We start from the raw sequence: 18,269 nt of genomic DNA, 5'->3' as shown, positions 1-18,269 counted from the left end.
ACGGAAGTGGAGGGCCACCTCGGCGGGCGGTGCTGTCATCTGTCTGGGGCGGGCTCCGTTAGTGTGGAACAGAGGATAAGCCGAGTACAGGAGGGTGTGCGTGGATCTCAGTGTCGTGGCGTCCGTCCTGGGCGTGGGATGGATCGTCGTCGAATACGCGGTGAAGATCATCGCCGTCGGCGTCGTCCCTGAGGACCGCAGGCCCTCGTCGTCCTCGGCCTGGCTGCTGCTGATCCTGTTTGTGCCGATCGTCGGGATCCCTCTGTTCCTCATGCTCGGCAGCCCCTACATCAACCGACGGCGGGCTCGCATCCAGGCCCAGGCCGATGAGCTCATGCACGAAGGTGCCGACGATCTGCCCGACGTGCCTCGATCGCTGCAGACCGCCCCCGGCTTCGTGTCGATCGCCCAGCTCGGGCGCAGACTCACGGCCCTGCCGATGGTCACCGGCGACAGCCACGGTGTCATCTCCGACTACGAGGCCAGCATCGCGCGCATGGCCAGCCTCGTCGACGAGGCCCGCGAATACGCGCATGTCGAGATCTACATAATGGCCTGGGACTCGACGACCGACGTCTTCTTCAGGGCCCTCGAACGTGCCGCAGACCGGGGCGTGAAGGTCAGGGTTCTCTTCGACCACATCGGCTCTCGCAAGTATCCGGGATTCCACCGTCTGGGCAAACGCCTGACCAACGGCGGAATCGACTGGCACCTTATGCTTCCCTTCATCCCCTGGCGCGGCAAGACCAGGCGCATCGATCTGCGCAATCACCGCAAGCTGCTCGTCGTCGACGGGAAGAAGGCGATGATGGGATCGCAGAACATGATCGACTCCTCGTACCTGAAGAAGGCGAACGTGAAGGTCGGACGGGCCTGGCACGACATCATGGTCGAACTCTCCGGACCCATCGTCGCCGCCGTCGAAGCGGTGTTCGCCACCGACTGGTACACCGAGTGCGGAGAATCCCTGGGGATCAGGTCATATGAGCGCGACGCTTACGAACCAGATGTGGGCGGCCAGACGAGTGCCATGCAGCTCGTGCCCTCGGGCCCCGGCTTCACCACCGAACCGAACCTCAAGATCTTCAGCTCGCTGATGTATCTGGCACAGAACCGCCTGGCGATCGTGAGCCCGTACTTCGTGCCCGATGAATCCCTACTGGCCGCCGTCGTCACCGCCGCCGAGCGCGGGGTCGCCGTTGAACTCTACGTCAGTGAACAGGCCGATCAGTTCATGGTCGACTATGCCCAATCCTCGTACTACCGGTCGCTGCTCGAGGCGGGGGTGCGGATCTTCCTCTACCCGAAGCCGCAGGTTCTGCACACGAAGTGCCTCATCGTCGATGACGAGTACGCGGTGATGGGGTCCTCGAATCTGGACATGCGCTCATTCGGCCTCAACTATGAGATCAGCCTGCTGACTACTGGCGGAGACCTGGTCGACGACATCGCCGAGGTGGTCGTGGACTACCAACGTACGAGCCGTGAGCTCTCCCTCGAGGAATGGGAGCAGCGACCCTATATTCGCCGCTACCTGGAGTCCGTGATGAGGCTGACCTCGTCGCTGCAGTGAGTCTGTGGCGACCGCGTCAGCCCGAATCACATGCCCCCAGCCCCCAGCCCCAGCGATACGCGGGCTGCGCGTCGAATAACGGTTGTGCACGTGCGTGTTTCGACGCTTAACCCGTTTTTCCGCGAGAGTTGGGCTGCACTGTCTTCTCGATGCTTCGTTTGATCTCGGAGAATATCCGGGGCCGGAACAGGTCGCCGAAGGTCAGGTTGAACACAGTGAATCCGGCGTTGAGCAGGTTCATATTGCGCTGGTGATTCCTTTTCGCAGCTTCATCGGGGCCATTGGGATCGAGGTAGTATTTTCCGACTCCGTGCACTTCCACGACCACCGGTGCCTTCTCGTGGCGAAAGTCATTGCGACCGATGAACTCCCCGGAATCAGTGAAAGCGTCGAGCTGAGGCACCATCCCCGTGATGCCGTGTCGATGGAACTTCACCGCACAGAAGGCCTCAGCCGACGACTCGTAATCAGAGTCGGAGAGCTTGAGCGCCAGTTGGGCTCTCCTGCGACCGCGCTGGCCTTTGACCAGCCGTTCTTCTATGTCCTGGAGAGACACCGATCCGGCGCGCAATGCTTGGGAGATGAGTGGCACTGAGACTTCGAGCGAATGGTCGAGAGCAAGGTCGGCGAGTGTGCGCGCCAACGTGGTGACCGGATAGGCGAAACTGTCGGTGGTCTCCTCGGCTGAGAGATCACGAGAGTAGATGTAGAGGCTGTTGTAGTTGCGGGTAGGAGACCGCCTCGAGATCTCGACCTTCGGCGTTGCCGTGAGGATCGGGTCGAGGCCGTGGATGAGCGCAGCCGAGATATGCGAGAACACATCACCTGGTTGAACCGAATCACGACGGCAGGCGATCTGCAGCCGCAGTGTCTCGGCATGGTCCCTGATGTCGCCGTAGGCTCTGGGGAACGTCGTCTCCTCAGCCTCAGACAGGTGCGCTGCTGCCTTATGGTGTTCCTGATCGCATTCGCGAGTAATCACATAGCGGCCTCTCCTTACCTTGCGCAGGCAGCACCGTTTGGACTCAGCTAACTGGGCTCGAGTCATGCCGAGTTCGCGGAGCTGCTGGGCAGTCAGCACTTGAAACATGGAGTCAGTATGCGCTCGAACTGCTCTAAGTGCAATCAAACATCATCAAACAGTCTTAAACTGCACAGTTATGTGCGGGGAAGGCACTCGCTGAAAATCGGGCTGAACGTCGAAAACCACATGTGCACATGAGTTTTTCGACACTGAGCCCGTTATTCGCCGGAGGCCTCTGATCGCGAGCCTGTGTTTCGACGCTGGGACCGTTTCTCGGTCGGCAGGCGGCCTCAGGCTGAGCCGGTGACGTCTGGTCCCAGTCTCCCTCGCTGATCCAGTGGGACATCGAGGAGATCGTGAACGCCGTTGACGATCTCGTTGGGGCGGAAGGGGAAGCGGCGCACATCCTTGGCGGTGGAGATCCCCGAGAGGACGAGCACCGTGTGCATGCCCGCTTCCATACCCGCAATGATGTCGGTGTCCATCCGGTCGCCGATCATCGCGGTGCTCATCGAGTGAGCGCCGATCTGGTTGAGCGCGGAACGGAACATCATGGGATTGGGTTTGCCGACCACGTAGGGGTCTCGGTTCGTGGCCTTCGTGATCAGCGCAGCGATGGCGCCGGTGGCAGGGAGGACGCCCTCGGGACTGGGGCCGGTGGCATCGGGGTTGGTCACGATGAAGCGTGAACCGCCGTCGATGAGGCGGATCGCCTTGGTGATCGCTTCGAAGGAATAGGAGTGGGTCTCGCCGACGACGACGAAGTCCGGATCCTTCTCGGTCATGATGAACCCAGCTTCATGGATGGCCGTGGTCAGTCCGGCCTCGCCGACGACGTAGGCGGTGCCGTGCTCGACCTGATTGGACAGGAAGTCGGCGGTGGCCATTGCTGAGGTCCAGATCTTCGATTCGGGAACGTCGAGGCCGTTCGACCGGAGCCTGGCAGAGAGGTCCCGAGCGGTGTAGATCGAATTGTTCGTCAGCACGAGATAGGGGATGTCTGCCTGTCGCCACTGTGCGAGAAGCTCGGCCGCGCCCGGTAGGGGATTGTTCTCCTTGACCAGGACACCGTCCATGTCGGTCAACCAGCATTCGATCGAATCGCGATCCATGTCTCTCCTGAAGATAGTCGTTGAGCCGATGCCACCAGCCTAGCGGGTCGACGCGTCCGGTCCGGTTTCGCAGAAGACCCTTGACACCTGTGCCTCGCGTTATATTGTAGTAATTACTTAATTAAGGAGATACTGAAATGAATCTGAGTTCGCTGTTCGGTGCTTTGTCTGACCCGACTCGGCGGGCGATGATCGACCGCCTGCGAGCAGAGGACCTCAGCGCAGGAGAGTTGGCTGAACCGCTGACCATCAGCAGGTCAGCAGTGTCGCAGCATCTCAAGGTGCTCGAGGAGGCTGGGCTGATCACCAGGACCAAGAGCGCGCAGACACGGATCGTGCATCTCAATACCGAACGGCTGGCAACGGCCACAGCCTGGCTGCAATCGGCACGCGATGACTGGGAGCAGCGATTCGACAACCTCGACCAGGTTCTGGCCGAGAAGAAGTGATCGACTCAAGGAGGAGAATCATCATGAACAAGAACCACTCGACAGCCGATGCCGGCACCGTCAGTCCCATACCCGCCACCGGGGAACCCGGTTTCACCATCGTCCGCGATTTTGCGGCACCTCGCGAACGCGTGTGGGATGCCTGGACCAATCCCGATGTCATGGCCTGTTGGTATCACCCGGAAGGACTGCACACCCCACGAGACTCCGTGAGCGTCGACCTCAGAGAGGGCGGCATCTACGCCTACACGATGATCGTCGACGACACAGGAGTGGAATTTGCCACCGGTGGGCGATATCGCCACGTCGAATCACCTCGGCGATTGGACTTCACTTGGGGAAATCAGGGCGAAGAGGACTCCTCGCCTCTCGTGAGCATTGAGTTCGATGAGATCGACGCGACAACGACGCGGATGACCTTTACTCTCACCGGACTCCCGAACGATTCCGGGGCCGTCGCGAGTGTCTACGACGGCTGGAACTCCGCATTCAACGTCCTCGAAGCCGAGGTCTTTGGCGCAGTCGGGTAAACGGCGGTAGGCAGTTCCACGGATCACCTCGGGCGCAGTCTGGACTTCAGACTTCGCCGAGGTGGTCCACGTCGGCCAGTCGACGCAGGGTCCGATTGCCGAAGACATCGTCCTCGACGAGTTCGGTGATGCACCCTGAAGTGGCTGCGAACGTGGCCCATCCCATGCTCTCAAGCGGCAGTTCGAGCCAGCGGGCGATGACGAAGGTGTGCGCGAAGCCGTGCGTGACGACGATCTGATGACGTGCCGGCTGCGCAAGCACAAATTCCATGGCCGCGTAGACCCGTTCACCGAGCTGTCGCCTCGTCTCCGCACCTTCGATGCCTTCGAAATGATCGAGACGACCGCCATGGTCGAGAGCGCCGCCTCCGAATGAAGCTTCTGTTCCGCCGCCGACCGCTGCCGCGTCCGAGGGTTTGGGCGGAAAGACGAAGCGCTCGTCGAGCCAGGATTGCTCCCTGCCTTCCGCGATTCCATACGACTTCTCCCTCAACTCCGGTACCGCCTCGGCGTCGGCACCCACGGACTCGGCGATCGCCTCGGCGGTGGACCAGGTTCTTCGCAGGTCGGAGGAGAACACCTGTGTCGAGGTATCGCCCGGGATACGACGCCTGACCTCGGCCGCGATGAGAAGAGCCTGCTCGCGGCCCCGATCGCTGAGTTCCGAGTCGAACCAGCCGCCGACCAGACCGTCGACGTGATGTTGTGACTCTGGATGGGTGACGACGAAGAGGGTACGGGTGATAGCCATAGTGACCCCGACGTTACCCGAACCCACCGACCGACCCGGGTTACCTGCTGTTCGAACCCAGGCGATAAGCTCAAATCACGACAAGTGGTCAGTGACACACAGCGATCAGCAGTGACACAGAGGAGTGACGCATGAGTGAGCAGAAAGTCATCGAACAACGAGGTCTGTGGCTGGACGAGATGGAGATCGGCGCGATCTACAGGCACGCGCCCGGCCGGACCGTCACCGAGGCAGATAACACCTGGTTCACCGCCGTGACCATGAACACGCAGGCCCTCCACCTTGACGCAGCTTTCGCGGCGACCGAACCCTTCGGCCAGCGACTCGTCAACTCGATGTTCACCCTCTCCACCCTCGTCGGCCTGTCGGTCACACAGCTGACTCAGGGCACGATCGTGGGCAACCTCGGCTTCTCCGAGATCTCCTTCCCCGCTCCGCTCTTCCACGGCGACACCCTGTATGCGGAGACGACGATCCTCGACAAACGCAACTCGAAGTCCCGGCCCGGCCAGGGCATCGTGACCTTGGAGCACCGCGGCTACAACCAGGACGGAACCCTCGTCGCCAAGGCCGTTCGCCAGACCATGATGTTCGACTCCAGCCACGCCGACGAGGCAGCCGAGAAGAATACCCAGCCCGAAACCGGAAAGTGAGCACCACCATGGCATTGGACTTCAAACCCGCCTGGCTCTTCGTCCCCGGCGACCGCCCCGACCGCTATACGAAGGCAGCCGAACGCTCCGACATCGTCATCCTCGATCTCGAAGACGCGGTCAACGACGCCGACAAGGCCACCGCCCGCGAAGCGATCATCGACTACCCGCTCGACCCCTCACGTACGGTGGTCCGCATCAATGCCCGGGATTCGGAGCACCTCGGCGAGGACCTGAGGATGCTTGCCAAGACCGAGTACACGGCTGTGATGCTGCCGAAGTCTGAGCACGCCTCTGACCTCACGGTCCTCGGCGACTACCAGGTCATCGCACTGATCGAGACGGCCTTGGGCGCAGTCAACGTCGCCGAGATCGCCGCCGCACCCAACGCCTACGCACTCATGTGGGGATCCGAGGACCTCATCGCCGACCTCGGCGGAGGATCGTCGCGCACTGCCGACGGCGGCTACCGCGACGTGGCCAAGCACGTGCGCAACTCGACCCTGCTGGCCGCCCGCGCACACGGAAGATTCGCCCTCGACTCGATCTGGGCGAACATCCCTGACCTCGACGGGCTGGGAGAGGAAGCCGAAGACGCCGTGCAGTCCGGTTTCAGCGGCAAGGTCTCCATCCACCCCAACCACGTTCCCGTCGTCCGCGATGCGTTCCGCCCAAGTGAGGAGCAGCTGACCTGGGCGAAGGCCGTGCTCGAACTCGCGAAGACCGAGAAGGGCGCCTTCGCCTACGAAGGAAAGATGATCGACGCCCCCTTACTCAAACACGCCGAGCTCATCGTCGCCCGGGACGTGTGAGCCGGTCGAAAGGGCAGTGACTATGAATGATGCCGATGCGCTCATCGCCACTCAGATCCGCTCAGTGCTCGCCGCGGCAGAGGCAGGCGGGGGAGTGGCCCCGATCGTCGAGGCCGGCGACCCTATCCTCCGCTCGGTGACGCGCCCTTTCGACGGGCAGGTCGATGATGCGGAACTGGCCCAACTCGCCGAGGTGATGAGGGCAACTATGCTCGCGGCCCCAGGAGTGGGCCTGGCCGGTCCGCAGGTGGGCATCGGTCTGGCGATGTTCGTGGCCGAAGACCCCGGAAGTCTCGACCCCGAGACCGCCGAGGTGCGGCAGAGGACCCCGATGCCCCTGCGCGTCGTCCTCAACGCCGACTACACCCCCGCCACATCCGAGGACGTCGCGTTCTTCGAGGGCTGCCTGTCGATCCCCGGCTACCAGGCGGTCGTGGCTCGCCCCCGCGAGCTCGAGCTGCGAGGTCAGAGCCTCGACGGCGCACCCATCGCCGAGGTGGTCTCCGGGTGGTCGGCACGCATCGTCGCCCACGAGACCGATCACCTCGACGGCATCATGTTCCTCGACAAAGCAGAGATGCGGTCCCTGTCGACGAACACTTCGGTCGCGAGGTTCTGGAGCCAGCCGTCCACGCAGAAAGCCGCCGCCGAGCTCGGGTTCACCCTGCCCAGCGGCATGCTCATGTGACAATTGCTTCCATGCGTCTTCCCGATATTCCCGAACGACATCGCCGACTCACTCGCACCATCGCTGCGGTGGGAACGGGCGCTCTCGCGCTCGTCCGACAACGTGACTTCGCGCCCGAACATGAACCGACAGCAAGGCTCGGCAACGCACTCGCTTCAGCCGGCCTGACGTGGATCACCGGTACGCAGGCTTTCCTCGGCCGGGCGGGTGACGGGTTCGATGGAGGAGCGGTGTTCGGCTCAATCGGAAAGAATGCAGGTCAGCCGGCCCGCTACTCGACCGCAGACGAACACATCGACGAGAACGCGACGGCGAGGTCTCAGGCCTTCCTCAACGCCACGACTGCCGCAGCCTCCGGGGTGATCAGCTGGAGCCTGTGGGGCCCGACTCAGAAGATCTCCGAAGCCATCGACGCACGGCTGCCCGCGGGAATGGGTCGAGGGCTGGCCGCCGTCGCCAGCGGGTCACTCGTCGCACTCGGTGCAGTTGTCATCGACAAGCTCGAAAGCTGGGCCTGCGAAGACCGTGAGCAATTGAACTACGGCCAGGTCGAAATCGACCTTCCGGACCATATCCGCGCTGGCATCCTACGGCTGCTGTCTCAACCTCACCCCATGTCGGGGCTGGCCGCCGAGGCTGCACGAGCGCAATTCGATACGGCCCGGTTCTTCGTCGGAGTCACCTATCCGAGCGCACTTCATTCGGGTACTGAGCCGGTGACCGTGAATTCCCGCCAACTGGCCCATCTGTTCGACGATGAAGACATCACGAGCATCGACGTCTATCCGAGCGCATCGAGTCCCAAGGCAGTTCCTGCGACTCAGACGTACCCGGTCATCGGCGTGTTGACTGAGGAGTCGCGGCCGACGAAGGAGTTGCGGCTCGAGTTCATCGACGGATATCTCAGTCGGCTCGAATTCTCGGAACTGGACGCCGAGTCGACTCCTCTGCACTCCGACGATCTCCCGGCCGCTTCTGGCATCGGAACTCTCCACCCGGACGGCGTGGACGTCGACGCAGAAGGAGTCGGGTATTGGAGCAGCCTCGACATCACGGAGACAGAAGACGAGCTCGTCCGGTTGTCGGACTGGCCCAAGGCAGCCGACCTGACGTTCCGTACCGACGGGGAATAACCTGCGCGTCTCATCGTTGTACGGAGTATGAGCGAACTTCGTACCCTGACCTTGGGCGCCGGCTGCTTCTGGTGCCTCGACGCCGTCTACCAGAGGACCACCGGAGTCACCTCGGTGATTTCCGGATACACCGGAGGGCATACGCCGAACCCGCACTACCGTGAAGTCTGTTCAGGTACCTCGGGTCATGCTGAGGCGCTGCAGGTGACATTCGATCCGGAGATCGTCCCGGACAGCGTCATCCTGGGCCTCTTCTTCACCGGACACGACCCCACGAGCCTCAATGCTCAGGGCTACGACGTCGGCACCCAGTACCGGTCGGCCATGTTCTACGCCGACGAAGAGGAGAAGGCGCGCTTCGAGGCCGCCATCGCCGAGGCACAGGACATCTTCGAGGCTCCGATCGTCACGACGCTTGAGCCCTTGGGTATCTTCCACACCGCCGAGGCTGTCCACCAGGACTTCTACACCGAGAACCGCAACAACGGGTACTGCCGTGTCATCATTGATCCGAAGCTGTCCCATGCACGGGAGGCGTTTGCGGATTGGGTGAGCTGAATGTCGAAACACAAGGACTCGTCTGAGCGTCGCGGCTCGAAGAAGAAGCCGAAGAACGACGGTGCCTGCGAGGTGACGAAGGGGCGCGTGCGCGCCCACTTCCTCGACGGCGAAACCGGTCCCTGGGCGAAGAAGCTGGCCGCAGGTTCGTCCGCTGCCAAGACAGCAGCAGAGGCACCGACAGCGGACGAGCAGTCGGTGCAGCCGGCGCACCGACTGGGCCCGGACTATTCGGCCCCGAGTTCCATCGACATCGTCGCCGACCCTGTTCTGCATGCGATCGCCACCCGACGTTCGATCTCGAAACTCGACCCGGAGACGCCGAACGACTCCGACCTGCGTGAACTCATCCACGCGGTCTCCTCGGTCGCCGATCACAAGGGCCTCAAGCCCTGGCGGTTCATCATCATCCGCGGTGACGACAGGATCCGCCTCGGCGCGGCCCTCGACGAAGCGGGAGGGGTGCAACGGAAGTCCGGTGAGATCAACGAAAAGCCATTGCGGGCAGAACTCCTACTGGCCCTCATCGCCGCACCGCGGGACAACCCCAAGGTCCCCGAATGGGAACAGCACGCCACCGCGGCCGGAGCAGGTCACCTGCTCGAACTCGCTCTGTGGCAGGCAGGTTGGGGCGTCATGTGGCGCAGCGGAAACCTCACGAACGAACCTGCCGTGCGCAGACTTCACAGGCTCAAGGACAAGGAACTGCTCATGGGTTGGCTCTACATCGGGGCGGTGCCCGATCGCTACCGACAGCGCATGGCGAACAGCACCCGACCGCTGCCGGAGCCCGAGCAGTTTCTCGATACCCTGTGACGAACAACGACAACTCGACGAACCACGACGACGAACAGGCAGAGTCGACTGCCGCCTCGCGCCGACTCCCCAAGGAGATCTACGTCCTCGTCGCGGCGGCCTTCATCGTGGCTCTTGGCTACGGCATCATCGCCCCCGTGCTTCCGCAGTTCGCGGCCAGCTTCAACTTCGGAGTCACCGCCGCCACGATCGTGGTCTCTTCCTTCGCCTTCTTCCGGTTCGTGTTCTCACCGTCCTCCGGGCGACTCGTCGACGCCTTCGGTGAGCGACGCATCTACATCTCCGGTCTCCTCATCGTCGCCGCCTCCACCGCGGCAGTCGCCTTCGCCCAGAACTACTGGCAACTGCTGATCTTCCGCGGTCTGGGAGGCATCGGCTCAACGATGTTCACCGTCTCAGCGATGGCCCTGATCATCCGGCTGGCCCCGATCAATGCCCGCGCCAAGGCCTCGAGCACCTATGCCACGGCCTTCCTCGTCGGCAATATCGCCGGCCCCGTTCTCGGCGGTGCGATGGCCGGATGGGGCATGCGCATCCCGTTCATCATCTACGCCGTCGGGCTCCTCATCGCCGCAATCGTCGTTCGCATCTTCCTCGCTTCCACAGCCTCAGAAGGCTCCTCGACCAAGCTCGGGCGCGCTCGCCTGGAGGCAACGAAGGACGAGACTCAGACGGAGGTGATGACGTTCAGGCAGGCGTGGCAAGACTCTGCCTACCGCGCCGCACTGATCTCCGCCTTCGTCCAAGGCTGGTCGGCCATGGGCATCCGTGTGGCCATCTACCCGCTCTTCGCCATCCAAGCGCTCAAGGCCGACACCGCGGTCGCCGGTCTGGCCCTGACGATGTTCGCAATCGGCAATGCTTCGGCGGTCACCGTCGTCGGCAGATACGCCGATACCTATGGACGCAAACCCTTCATCCAATGGGGCCTACTCGTCCTCGGCGTGACCACCTCGGCGCTGGCCTTCACCGACTCGATCTGGCTGTTCTTCCTCCTCTCCGTCATCGCCGGAATCGGCTCAGGACTGGCCAATCCCGCCCAGCAGGCCACCGTCGCCGATGTCATCGGACGCGATCGCAAGGGCGGTCGCGTCCTGGCGAAGTACCAGATGGCGCTCGACGCGGGAGCAATCCTCGGCCCCGTCATCGCCGGTGCCGTCGTCGACTATTTCGACTACTCCTGGGCATTCATGCTCACAGGGGTCCTCGGCATCCTGGCCGCTGCGTACTGGATCACCGGTCGTGAGACCCGGCCACGCGTGCGCACAGCGGAGCAGAACGAGCGGATTGAGGACGATCTGAGCTGAGTTGGGCAGTGCCCGGGCGCTCAGGGTCTGCTCACGTGATTTGGATAGTGTGAATCACTAGTATTGGTTCACGGAGCACCATCCCCTGCAGGCGATCGCTGCGCATGCGTCACCGACAAGAGAGTCACCACGTGAGTTTTCTGACCCGTTTGAGCCTGAAGAACCGCGCACTCATTGCGCTCATCTCCGTCGTCGCCATCATCTTCGGCATCATCGGAGCGGGAGCTCTCAAACAAGAGCTGTTCCCGTCTCTTGAGAACCCGCAGGCCACGGTCACCGCCTCGTATGAAGGTGCGACTCCCGAAGCCGTCGAACAAGAGGTCACCGACCCTCTCGAAGGTGCACTGACGGCCCTGCCTGAGGTGGAGGACATGACCTCGACCTCCTCGGCAGGCAGCTCCTCGATCACTGTGAGCACCGAGTACGGTGAGGACTCCGACGATGTCGTCAAGTCCCTCCAACGTGCGGTCTCACAGGTCCAGGCCACTTTGCCAGACGGTGTCGAACCCACCGTGAACACAACCGGAACCGACGACATCCCTGTCCTCGCTCTGTCCGTGACCTCGGACGCCCAAGAGGACAAACTCGCTGCCAACCTCAACGACATCGCCGAACCCGAGCTGAAGAAGATCGACGGTGTCTCCCAGGTCATGATCGCCGGTGCGAAGACCAAACAGGTTGAGGTCACCATCCGGCGTGACGACCTCGAGGACGAGGGAGCCAACCTCGACGAGATCGCCGGCATCCTCCAGTCCAACGGAATCCCCACCTCGGCGGGCGAGCTGAAGAGCGATGACGGCACCGCACCGGTCGAGGTCGGCACCCGCATCCGCTCCGTGGATGCCATCAAGGATCTCGTCATCAGCGGCAGCGATGAAGAGATCAAGCTCTCAGACGTCGCCGACGTCACGATCGAGAACCAGCCCGTGGAATCGATCTCGCGCACCAACGGACAGCCCTCACTGTCGGTGTCGATCATGAAGGAATCCGACGCCAACACCGTTGACGTCTCCGACGCTGTGGCCCAGAAGCTGCCCGATCTTGAGAAGTCGATGGGGGAGAACACGGAGTTCGTCTCCGCCTTCGACCAGGCACCATTCATCGAGCAGTCGATCCACGATCTGCTCGTCGAAGGCGGACTGGGGCTGTTCTTCGCGGTCCTCGTCATTCTCGTGTTCCTGCTCTCGGTGCGCGCCACGATCATCACGGCGATCTCGATTCCGCTCTCACTGCTCATCGCCATGGTCGGTCTGTGGATGGGCGGTGAGACCCTGAACATGCTGACCCTGGGTGCTCTGACCATCTCCGTGGGACGCGTCGTCGACGATTCGATCGTCGTCATCGAGGCGATCAGACGACGGCACGCTGCGGGTGGTGAGAAGTTTGCGAACATCCTTGCTGCGGTCTCCGAAGTCTCCGGGGCCATCACCGCTTCCACGCTGACGACCGTCGCCGTATTCCTGCCCCTGGCCTTCGTCTCCGGCCAGACCGGCGAGATGTTCCGACCCTTCGCCCTGACAGCCACCATCGCACTCCTCTCGAGTCTGTTCGTCGCGCTGACCATCGTGCCTGTCCTTGCCTACTGGTTCCTGAGACAGCGTGAGGCGAAGGTCAAACTCACTCGCGCGGAGAAGAAGGAGATCCGCCGCAACCGCAAGGGCATGCTCTCCGAATGGAAGAGCGAGAACAGGGCCGCGAAGAAGGCGTCCAAGAAGCAGGACATCCTCACCGCCGGACACCGTGATGAGCCCGGCACCGAGTCCACGACTGCGAGTGCTGCCACCACCTCGACGGGACCAGGCTCTGACTCCACCGCGGAGGGGACCGGCCAGGTCGACGAGCTTGCCGGCATCCATTCTCCGGTGACACGACTGCAGAAGACCTATATGCCGGTGATCTCCTTCTCGACCAAGCACCCGGTCGTGATGATCCTCGTAGCGGCCCTCCTCCTCATCGGAACGGGCGCGATGGTCCCGCAGTTGAAGACCGAGCTCTTCGGCGACACCGGCCAGGACAGTCTGCAGGTCTCGCAGACCTTCGACCCCGGAACCGACCTCGATGAGGCCTCGAAGCAGGCGGAACCGGTCGAGAAGGTCCTCAAAGACAACAGCGATGTCGAGTCCTATCAGCTCTCCGTCGGGGGCTCGAACTTCGGGTTCACCGATGATTCGGCGCTGACCGGCACCTACACCGTCAACTCCACATCCGGTGTCTCGGCCCAGTCGATCTCCGACGAGCTGCAGAAGGAATTCGACGATCTGGGAGATGTGGGAACGGTCGAGGTGCAGAGTCAGAGCTCGATGCCCGGCGCTCAGACCATCGACGTCACGCTCTCCGCTTCGGATGCCGAAGAGCTCGACAAGGCGACGAAGGCAGTCACGGACAAGCTCGAGGGCGTCCCGGGCACCCAGTCGGTGACCAGCGACCTCGAAGCCGTCCAGCCCGTGATCGAGGTCAAGGTCGATCACGAGAAGGCCGCCGAGGAGAATCTCACGGAGGCCACCATCGGCCAGTACGTGCAGCGGGCGATGCACGGCCAGAACATCGGTGAGGTCGTCATCGACAACGTGTCGCATTCGGTGCTGCTCTTCGACCGCAACGCCGACACAGTCGACGAACTGCGCGACCTCAAGATCCCCGGCAAGCCGGCGGAGACCGCTCCCGGCGGTGGCGCTGGCGCCGCAGGTGCTGCTGGTGCAGCAGATGGTGGTGCCGGTGCTGCGGGCGGATCCGGTGGGGCTGGAGGAGCCGGTGCTGCCGGTGGAGCGGGTGCTGGTGGCGACGCCGGTGCCGCTGGTGACCCGGGCGCCATGGCGGGCGCTCCAGTCCCGACGTCTGAGCCTCGATTCATCGATCTCAGTGACGTCGCCGAGGTGAAGGAGGTCAAGACCGCGCCGACGATCCGTCACACGGATTCGCAGCGCTCAACCACGGTGTCGGTGACCCCAGCCGGCGACGACCTGGGGGCCGTGTCCGCCGATGTGCAGTCCGCGCTGGGTGAGGTCGACATCCCCGACTCCGTCAGCGTCGACACCGGTGGTGCCACGCAGGAGCAGAACGAAGCGTTCTCCCAGCTCGGCCTGGCCATGCTCGCAGCCATCCTCATCGTGTTCGTCATCATGGTCGCCACGTTCAAGTCGCTCCTGCAGCCGTTGATCCTCCTGGTTTCGATCCCGTTCGCGGCCACCGGATCCATCGCGCTGTCACTGCTGACGGATACTCCGCTGGGCCTGACCTCGATGATCGGTCTCCTCATGCTCATCGGCATCGTGGTCACCAACGCGATCGTGCTCATCGACCTGATCAACCATTTCAGGGCGCGAGGCGTCGATCTGCGCGCGGCCATCGTTCACGGCGCCAGACTGCGCTATCGCCCGATCCTCATGACCGCGGCAGCGACGATCTTCGCGCTCGTGCCGATGGCGCTGGGCCTGACCGGTGGGGGAGTGTTCATCTCGAAGCCGCTGGCGATCGTCGTCATCGGCGGTCTCGTCAGCTCGACTCTGCTCACGCTCGTCCTCGTGCCGGTACTCTATCTCCTGCTCGAAGGGGCGAAGGAAAGTCGCGGAGAGAAGAAGTACGTGAAGAACATGGCCCGCGGCCAGGTCCTCGACGTCGCCGAGGCGAGGGCCGTTCAGCGTCCGGGTTCTGCGGATCGTGCGCGCTCAGAAGCACAGTCGGACACCATCCCCGACACGGGAGAGGAACCGAAGCACTGAGGCCTCGGCCACTACAGTGGGATCCATGAGAGACGAGCTCGAGCCACAGGAGAAGAAGCGCCTGTGGTTCGAGCTCGGTCTCATTGCGGCGCTCTCGCTGGGCCAATCGGCGGTCTATGCCATCATGCGTTTGGTCGACATCACCACTCGCGGTCCGATCAGCGACGCTCAAGCGAAGCTCAACACGTCGATGTCGCCGCGACCTGGTTTCGACCTCGTCTACCAGATCCTCGACATCGGGTTCACTCTCGTACCAGTCCTCATGGCCCTCTACCTTCTGACTCGCGACCCGAATGCCCCGCCCCTGAGTACACGGCTGGGTGTGAACGGCCAGCGCGGAAAGGACCTCGGCCGCGGGACGCTCATCTTCACCATCATCGGCATCGGCACTCTCGCCGTCTATGCGGGCGGCAGGGCATTGGGGATCACAGCCGAGATTCAGCCAGCCAACCTCGGCGATCATTGGTGGACCATTCCCGTGCTCATTCTCGCGGCGGCGAAGAACGGCATCGTCGAAGAGGTCATCATCTTCGGCTTCGGGGCCGAACGGCTCCAGCGCCTGGGCTACGGGATGTGGCCGATCATCATCAGCCTGGCAGTCTTCCGTGCCAGCTACCACTTGTACCAGGGCATCGGGCCATTCATCGGCAACGTCGCCATGGGCATCATCTTCGGGTGGTACTTCATGCGTCGGGGCAGGCTGATGCCGCTGGTGTGGGCGCATGTCATCATCGATGCAGTGGGCTTCCTGGCGCCGGGAATCCTCAGCCTCGTCGACCTCCGCTGAGCAGAATCGCCCATATCGGGAAGCGAGATCCTTTTAGGTAAGTTTCGCTTGACGTAATGCACTGCTGTTCGTGGGTTCATTCCCAGTTCACCAAGCGGTAGGACTGGGGCCAAGTCACGGTGGAATTCTCGATCGGGTGAGTTCCCCCTCGCCTGGTGAGGAGGGGGCCGAAAGACCCGATCCGAGGAGACAACCGATGGCACCCCTACGTGAACTTCTGCCCATGGCCGGACATGTCCGTGGCAAGCGAAGCCCCGTCACCTGCGCACTCAAATGCGACAACGCATGCAGCAAGGCTATCTGCAACACGTCATCGAACAGCTACTTCCGCGACATCGTCGGAACCCAGCTGACCCGACGAGCCGCCCTCGGCGCTTCAGCCGCCGGAGCCCTGGCGATCGCAGTGACGACGGCGCCCAGCCCAAGTGCGAGCAGTGCAGCAGCCAAGGGGAAGAGCCTCGCGTTCAAGGCCATCGATCCTGTGCACCACGAAATCGACGAATTCGTCGTACCCAACGGCTACTCCTGGCACCCGATCGTGCGCTGGGGTGACGCACTCTTCCCCGACTCGGAGGCGTTCGATCCAGAGAACCAGTCGGTGAAGAAGCAGCGACGCCAGTTCGGGTACAACAACGACTTCCTCGAGATTCAGGTCGATCGCAGCGGAGATGGCAATCGGGCCCTGCTCTTCGCCAACCATGAGTACAGCAACGATGCCATCATGTACCCCGACTCCATGGACGAGAAGACCAAGCGGGCCATCAGCCGCGAAGCACACGGACTCACCGTCGTCGAGCTCGAGCGCAGGAACGCGAAGACTCCGTGGGCCGTCGACGTCAACGGCGCGAACAACCGTCGCTTCCTCATCGGCACAGAATACGAGTTCACCGGGCCCGCCGCCGGATCCGATCTGCTCCGGACGCGTGACTATCCCAAGGGTGACAAGGTCCAGGGCACCCTGGGCAACTGCTCCGGCGGCCTGACCCCGTGGGGAACACTGGTCTCCGGTGAAGAGAACTTCAACTCCTATTTCCGGGCGCAGGGCAAATCCGAAGCTGATCAGCGCTACGGACTGACCAATGATGCCTCGGCCTACGGGTGGGAAGACGATCTGCAGCGTTTCGATACGAACAAGTCCGGTTACGGCAACGAAGCGAACCGCTTCGGATGGATCGTCGAGGTCGACCCTCGGGACCCGGAATCGACTCCGCTCAAACACACCAGCCTCGGCCGGTTCAAGCACGAGGGCGCAAACATCACGATCGCGGAATCCGGGCACGCGGTCGCCTACATGGGTGATGACGAGAAATTCGACTACCTCTACAAGTTCGTGTCCAAGGGCAAGTACATCGAAGGCGACCTGCCCCACAACCTCACCCTTCTGTCCGAGGGAGACCTCTTCGTGGCGAAGTTCACCGGCAACTCGCCGAAGAGCGAAATCGACGGCAGCGGAGCAGTGCCTGCTGACGGAGAGTTCGATGGCAGCGGGCAGTGGCTGCCGCTGATCACGGACGGCAAGTCCCAAGTCTCCGGAATGGCGATCGACGAGGTGCTGGTCAACACCCGGCTGGCAGCGGATAAGGTCGGGCCCACGAAGATGGACCGCTGCGAGGACGTCGAGCCGAACCCGGTCAACGGGAAGATCTACGTCGCCTGCACCAACAACTCTGACCGGGGCACCGACGGCAAAGCAGCAGCCGATGAGGCCAACCCGCGGACCGAGAACCGTGACGGTCACATCGTGGAGCTGACCGAACGCGGGGGTGACCATACCGGCACCGAGTTCGACTGGTCTCTGCTGATGGTCTGCGGCGATCCGAAGCAGGGAGACAAGACGTACTTCTCCGGTTTCCCTGTCGACCAGGTCTCACCGATCTCGTGTCCTGACAATGTCACCTTCGACAGTGCCGGCAATCTGTGGATCTCCACCGATGGCGCCCCCGATGGAATCGGGTACTGCGACGGGCTGTTCAAGGTCACGATCGACGGCAAACAGAGGGGCCGCGTCGAGCAGTTCCTCTCCGTCCCGCGTGAGGGAGAGGTCTGCGGACCGCTGATCCATGACGACGACAAATCAGCCTTCGTCGCCGTCCAGCATCCAGGTGAGGACGGAAGTTGGGCCAACCAGCACTCACGGTTCCCAGACTTCGTCGATGCCACCGATGTCGACGCGGGAGTCGCGGCTATGCCGCGCCCATCCGTCGTCCAGGTCCTGCGCGGCAAGGGCAAGGACAACGGCAAACCGCCGAAGAAGGATTCCAACGGCAACAACGGCAACGGTCGAGGCAACTGATCTAGGCACCGAAGACCGCGGCGAGGTCTGACCCAAGGTTGCCAATCCGCTTGAGAGTGGGCAT

16 protein-coding genes are annotated in these 18,269 nt (G+C 62.8%); 13 read left to right on the top strand and 3 right to left on the bottom strand.

What is annotated here, in order from left to right:
• Positions 1–100 precede the first annotated feature (100 nt).
• Positions 101–1,573: a cardiolipin synthase gene (gene cls / locus JTF07_RS14115; RefSeq protein WP_353843978.1), complete on the top strand. Its 1,473-nt coding sequence runs from the start codon at positions 101–103 to the stop codon at positions 1,571–1,573.
• Positions 1,574–1,679: 106 nt separating this feature from the next.
• On the opposite strand, the gene JTF07_RS14110 is transcribed toward cls, so the two are convergent.
• Positions 1,680–2,663 carry a hypothetical protein gene (locus JTF07_RS14110; protein WP_204234865.1) on the bottom strand — a complete coding sequence of 328 codons (984 nt, stop codon included), beginning with the start codon at positions 2,661–2,663 and terminating at the stop codon, positions 1,680–1,682.
• 224 nt (positions 2,664–2,887) lie between these two features.
• Positions 2,888–3,709 (bottom strand): HAD-IIA family hydrolase, encoded by an 822-nt coding sequence (locus JTF07_RS14105; protein ID WP_204234864.1) that lies wholly within the window; start codon positions 3,707–3,709, stop codon positions 2,888–2,890.
• Positions 3,710–3,846: 137 nt separating this feature from the next.
• On the opposite strand from JTF07_RS14105, the gene JTF07_RS14100 reads away from it, so the two are divergent.
• Together JTF07_RS14100 and JTF07_RS14095 are read left to right on the top strand one after the other, a co-directional pair.
• The gene (locus JTF07_RS14100) at positions 3,847–4,158 is read left to right on the top strand and encodes an ArsR/SmtB family transcription factor (RefSeq protein WP_204234863.1); all 312 of its coding nucleotides are present in this window, start codon (positions 3,847–3,849) and stop codon (positions 4,156–4,158) included.
• A gap of 23 nt (positions 4,159–4,181) precedes the next feature.
• The gene (locus JTF07_RS14095; RefSeq protein ID WP_204234862.1) at positions 4,182–4,688 is read left to right on the top strand and encodes an SRPBCC family protein; all 507 of its coding nucleotides are present in this window, start codon (positions 4,182–4,184) and stop codon (positions 4,686–4,688) included.
• Between the two features lie 46 nt (positions 4,689–4,734).
• Here JTF07_RS14095 and JTF07_RS14090 read toward each other — a convergent pair whose 3' ends face one another.
• A complete protein-coding gene (locus JTF07_RS14090) occupies positions 4,735–5,439 on the bottom strand; it encodes a histidine phosphatase family protein (protein ID WP_204234861.1) in 705 nt (234 codons plus the stop codon).
• Between the two features lie 131 nt (positions 5,440–5,570).
• Here JTF07_RS14090 and JTF07_RS14085 point away from each other — a divergent pair, with 131 nt between their 5' ends.
• The 10 genes from JTF07_RS14085 to JTF07_RS14040 all read left to right on the top strand — a co-directional run bounded on the left by JTF07_RS14085 (position 5,571) and on the right by JTF07_RS14040 (position 18,205).
• Complete coding sequence (locus JTF07_RS14085; RefSeq protein ID WP_204234860.1) at positions 5,571–6,092, top strand: MaoC family dehydratase; 522 nt, start codon at positions 5,571–5,573, stop codon at positions 6,090–6,092.
• Positions 6,093–6,100: 8 nt separating this feature from the next.
• A complete protein-coding gene (locus JTF07_RS14080) occupies positions 6,101–6,904 on the top strand; it encodes an HpcH/HpaI aldolase/citrate lyase family protein (RefSeq protein ID WP_204235134.1) in 804 nt (267 codons plus the stop codon).
• Between the two features lie 22 nt (positions 6,905–6,926).
• Positions 6,927–7,592, top strand: a complete 666-nt coding sequence (locus JTF07_RS14075) for a peptide deformylase (protein WP_204234859.1) — start codon at positions 6,927–6,929, stop codon at positions 7,590–7,592.
• Between the two features lie 11 nt (positions 7,593–7,603).
• Positions 7,604–8,725: a hypothetical protein gene (locus JTF07_RS14070; protein WP_204234858.1), complete on the top strand. Its 1,122-nt coding sequence runs from the start codon at positions 7,604–7,606 to the stop codon at positions 8,723–8,725.
• A 27-nt stretch (positions 8,726–8,752) separates the two neighbouring features.
• Complete coding sequence (msrA, locus tag JTF07_RS14065; RefSeq protein ID WP_204234857.1) at positions 8,753–9,283, top strand: peptide-methionine (S)-S-oxide reductase MsrA; 531 nt, start codon at positions 8,753–8,755, stop codon at positions 9,281–9,283.
• Complete coding sequence (locus tag JTF07_RS14060) at positions 9,284–10,099, top strand: nitroreductase family protein (RefSeq protein WP_252199827.1); 816 nt, start codon at positions 9,284–9,286, stop codon at positions 10,097–10,099.
• Entirely contained in the window at positions 10,096–11,406 is a 1,311-nt protein-coding gene (locus tag JTF07_RS14055; protein ID WP_204234856.1) for an MFS transporter, read from the top strand. The genes JTF07_RS14060 and JTF07_RS14055 overlap by 4 nt, the downstream gene beginning before the upstream one ends.
• Positions 11,407–11,537: 131 nt before the next feature.
• Entirely contained in the window at positions 11,538–15,125 is a 3,588-nt protein-coding gene (locus JTF07_RS14050) for an efflux RND transporter permease subunit (protein WP_353843977.1), read from the top strand.
• Between the two features lie 25 nt (positions 15,126–15,150).
• Positions 15,151–15,912 (top strand): CPBP family intramembrane glutamic endopeptidase, encoded by a 762-nt coding sequence (locus JTF07_RS14045; protein WP_204234854.1) that lies wholly within the window; start codon positions 15,151–15,153, stop codon positions 15,910–15,912.
• Between the two features lie 196 nt (positions 15,913–16,108).
• Positions 16,109–18,205, top strand: coding sequence for a PhoX family protein (locus JTF07_RS14040; RefSeq protein ID WP_204234853.1), 2,097 nt, complete (start codon positions 16,109–16,111; stop codon positions 18,203–18,205).
• Positions 18,206–18,269: the final 64 nt, after the last annotated feature.

Origin of the sequence: Brevibacterium sp. RIT 803 (assembly GCF_016892625.1) — a bacterium.
In the GTDB taxonomy this organism is placed as follows: domain Bacteria; phylum Actinomycetota; class Actinomycetes; order Actinomycetales; family Brevibacteriaceae; genus Brevibacterium.
Note: the sequence above shows the minus strand (reverse complement) of the source record. Positions and strands in the feature narration are given on the sequence as shown.

What these genes read in the sequence shown, in the direction of transcription:
- JTF07_RS14045 (WP_204234854.1), top strand. Translation starts at nt 15,151, where the DNA reads ATGAGAGACGAGCTCGAGCCACAGGAGAAGAAGCGCCTGTGGTTCGAG.
- msrA (WP_204234857.1), top strand. Translation starts at nt 8,753, where the DNA reads ATGAGCGAACTTCGTACCCTGACCTTGGGCGCCGGCTGCTTCTGGTGC.
- JTF07_RS14080 (WP_204235134.1), top strand. Translation starts at nt 6,101, where the DNA reads ATGGCATTGGACTTCAAACCCGCCTGGCTCTTCGTCCCCGGCGACCGC.
- JTF07_RS14085 (WP_204234860.1), top strand. Translation starts at nt 5,571, where the DNA reads ATGAGTGAGCAGAAAGTCATCGAACAACGAGGTCTGTGGCTGGACGAG.
- JTF07_RS14075 (WP_204234859.1), top strand. Translation starts at nt 6,927, where the DNA reads ATGAATGATGCCGATGCGCTCATCGCCACTCAGATCCGCTCAGTGCTC.
- JTF07_RS14105 (WP_204234864.1), bottom strand. Translation starts at nt 3,709, where the DNA reads ATGGATCGCGATTCGATCGAATGCTGGTTGACCGACATGGACGGTGTC.
- JTF07_RS14090 (WP_204234861.1), bottom strand. Translation starts at nt 5,439, where the DNA reads ATGGCTATCACCCGTACCCTCTTCGTCGTCACCCATCCAGAGTCACAA.
- JTF07_RS14095 (WP_204234862.1), top strand. Translation starts at nt 4,182, where the DNA reads ATGAACAAGAACCACTCGACAGCCGATGCCGGCACCGTCAGTCCCATA.
- JTF07_RS14070 (WP_204234858.1), top strand. Translation starts at nt 7,604, where the DNA reads ATGCGTCTTCCCGATATTCCCGAACGACATCGCCGACTCACTCGCACC.
- JTF07_RS14040 (WP_204234853.1), top strand. Translation starts at nt 16,109, where the DNA reads ATGGCACCCCTACGTGAACTTCTGCCCATGGCCGGACATGTCCGTGGC.
- JTF07_RS14100 (WP_204234863.1), top strand. Translation starts at nt 3,847, where the DNA reads ATGAATCTGAGTTCGCTGTTCGGTGCTTTGTCTGACCCGACTCGGCGG.
- JTF07_RS14110 (WP_204234865.1), bottom strand. Translation starts at nt 2,663, where the DNA reads ATGTTTCAAGTGCTGACTGCCCAGCAGCTCCGCGAACTCGGCATGACT.
- JTF07_RS14060 (WP_252199827.1), top strand. Translation starts at nt 9,284, where the DNA reads ATGTCGAAACACAAGGACTCGTCTGAGCGTCGCGGCTCGAAGAAGAAG.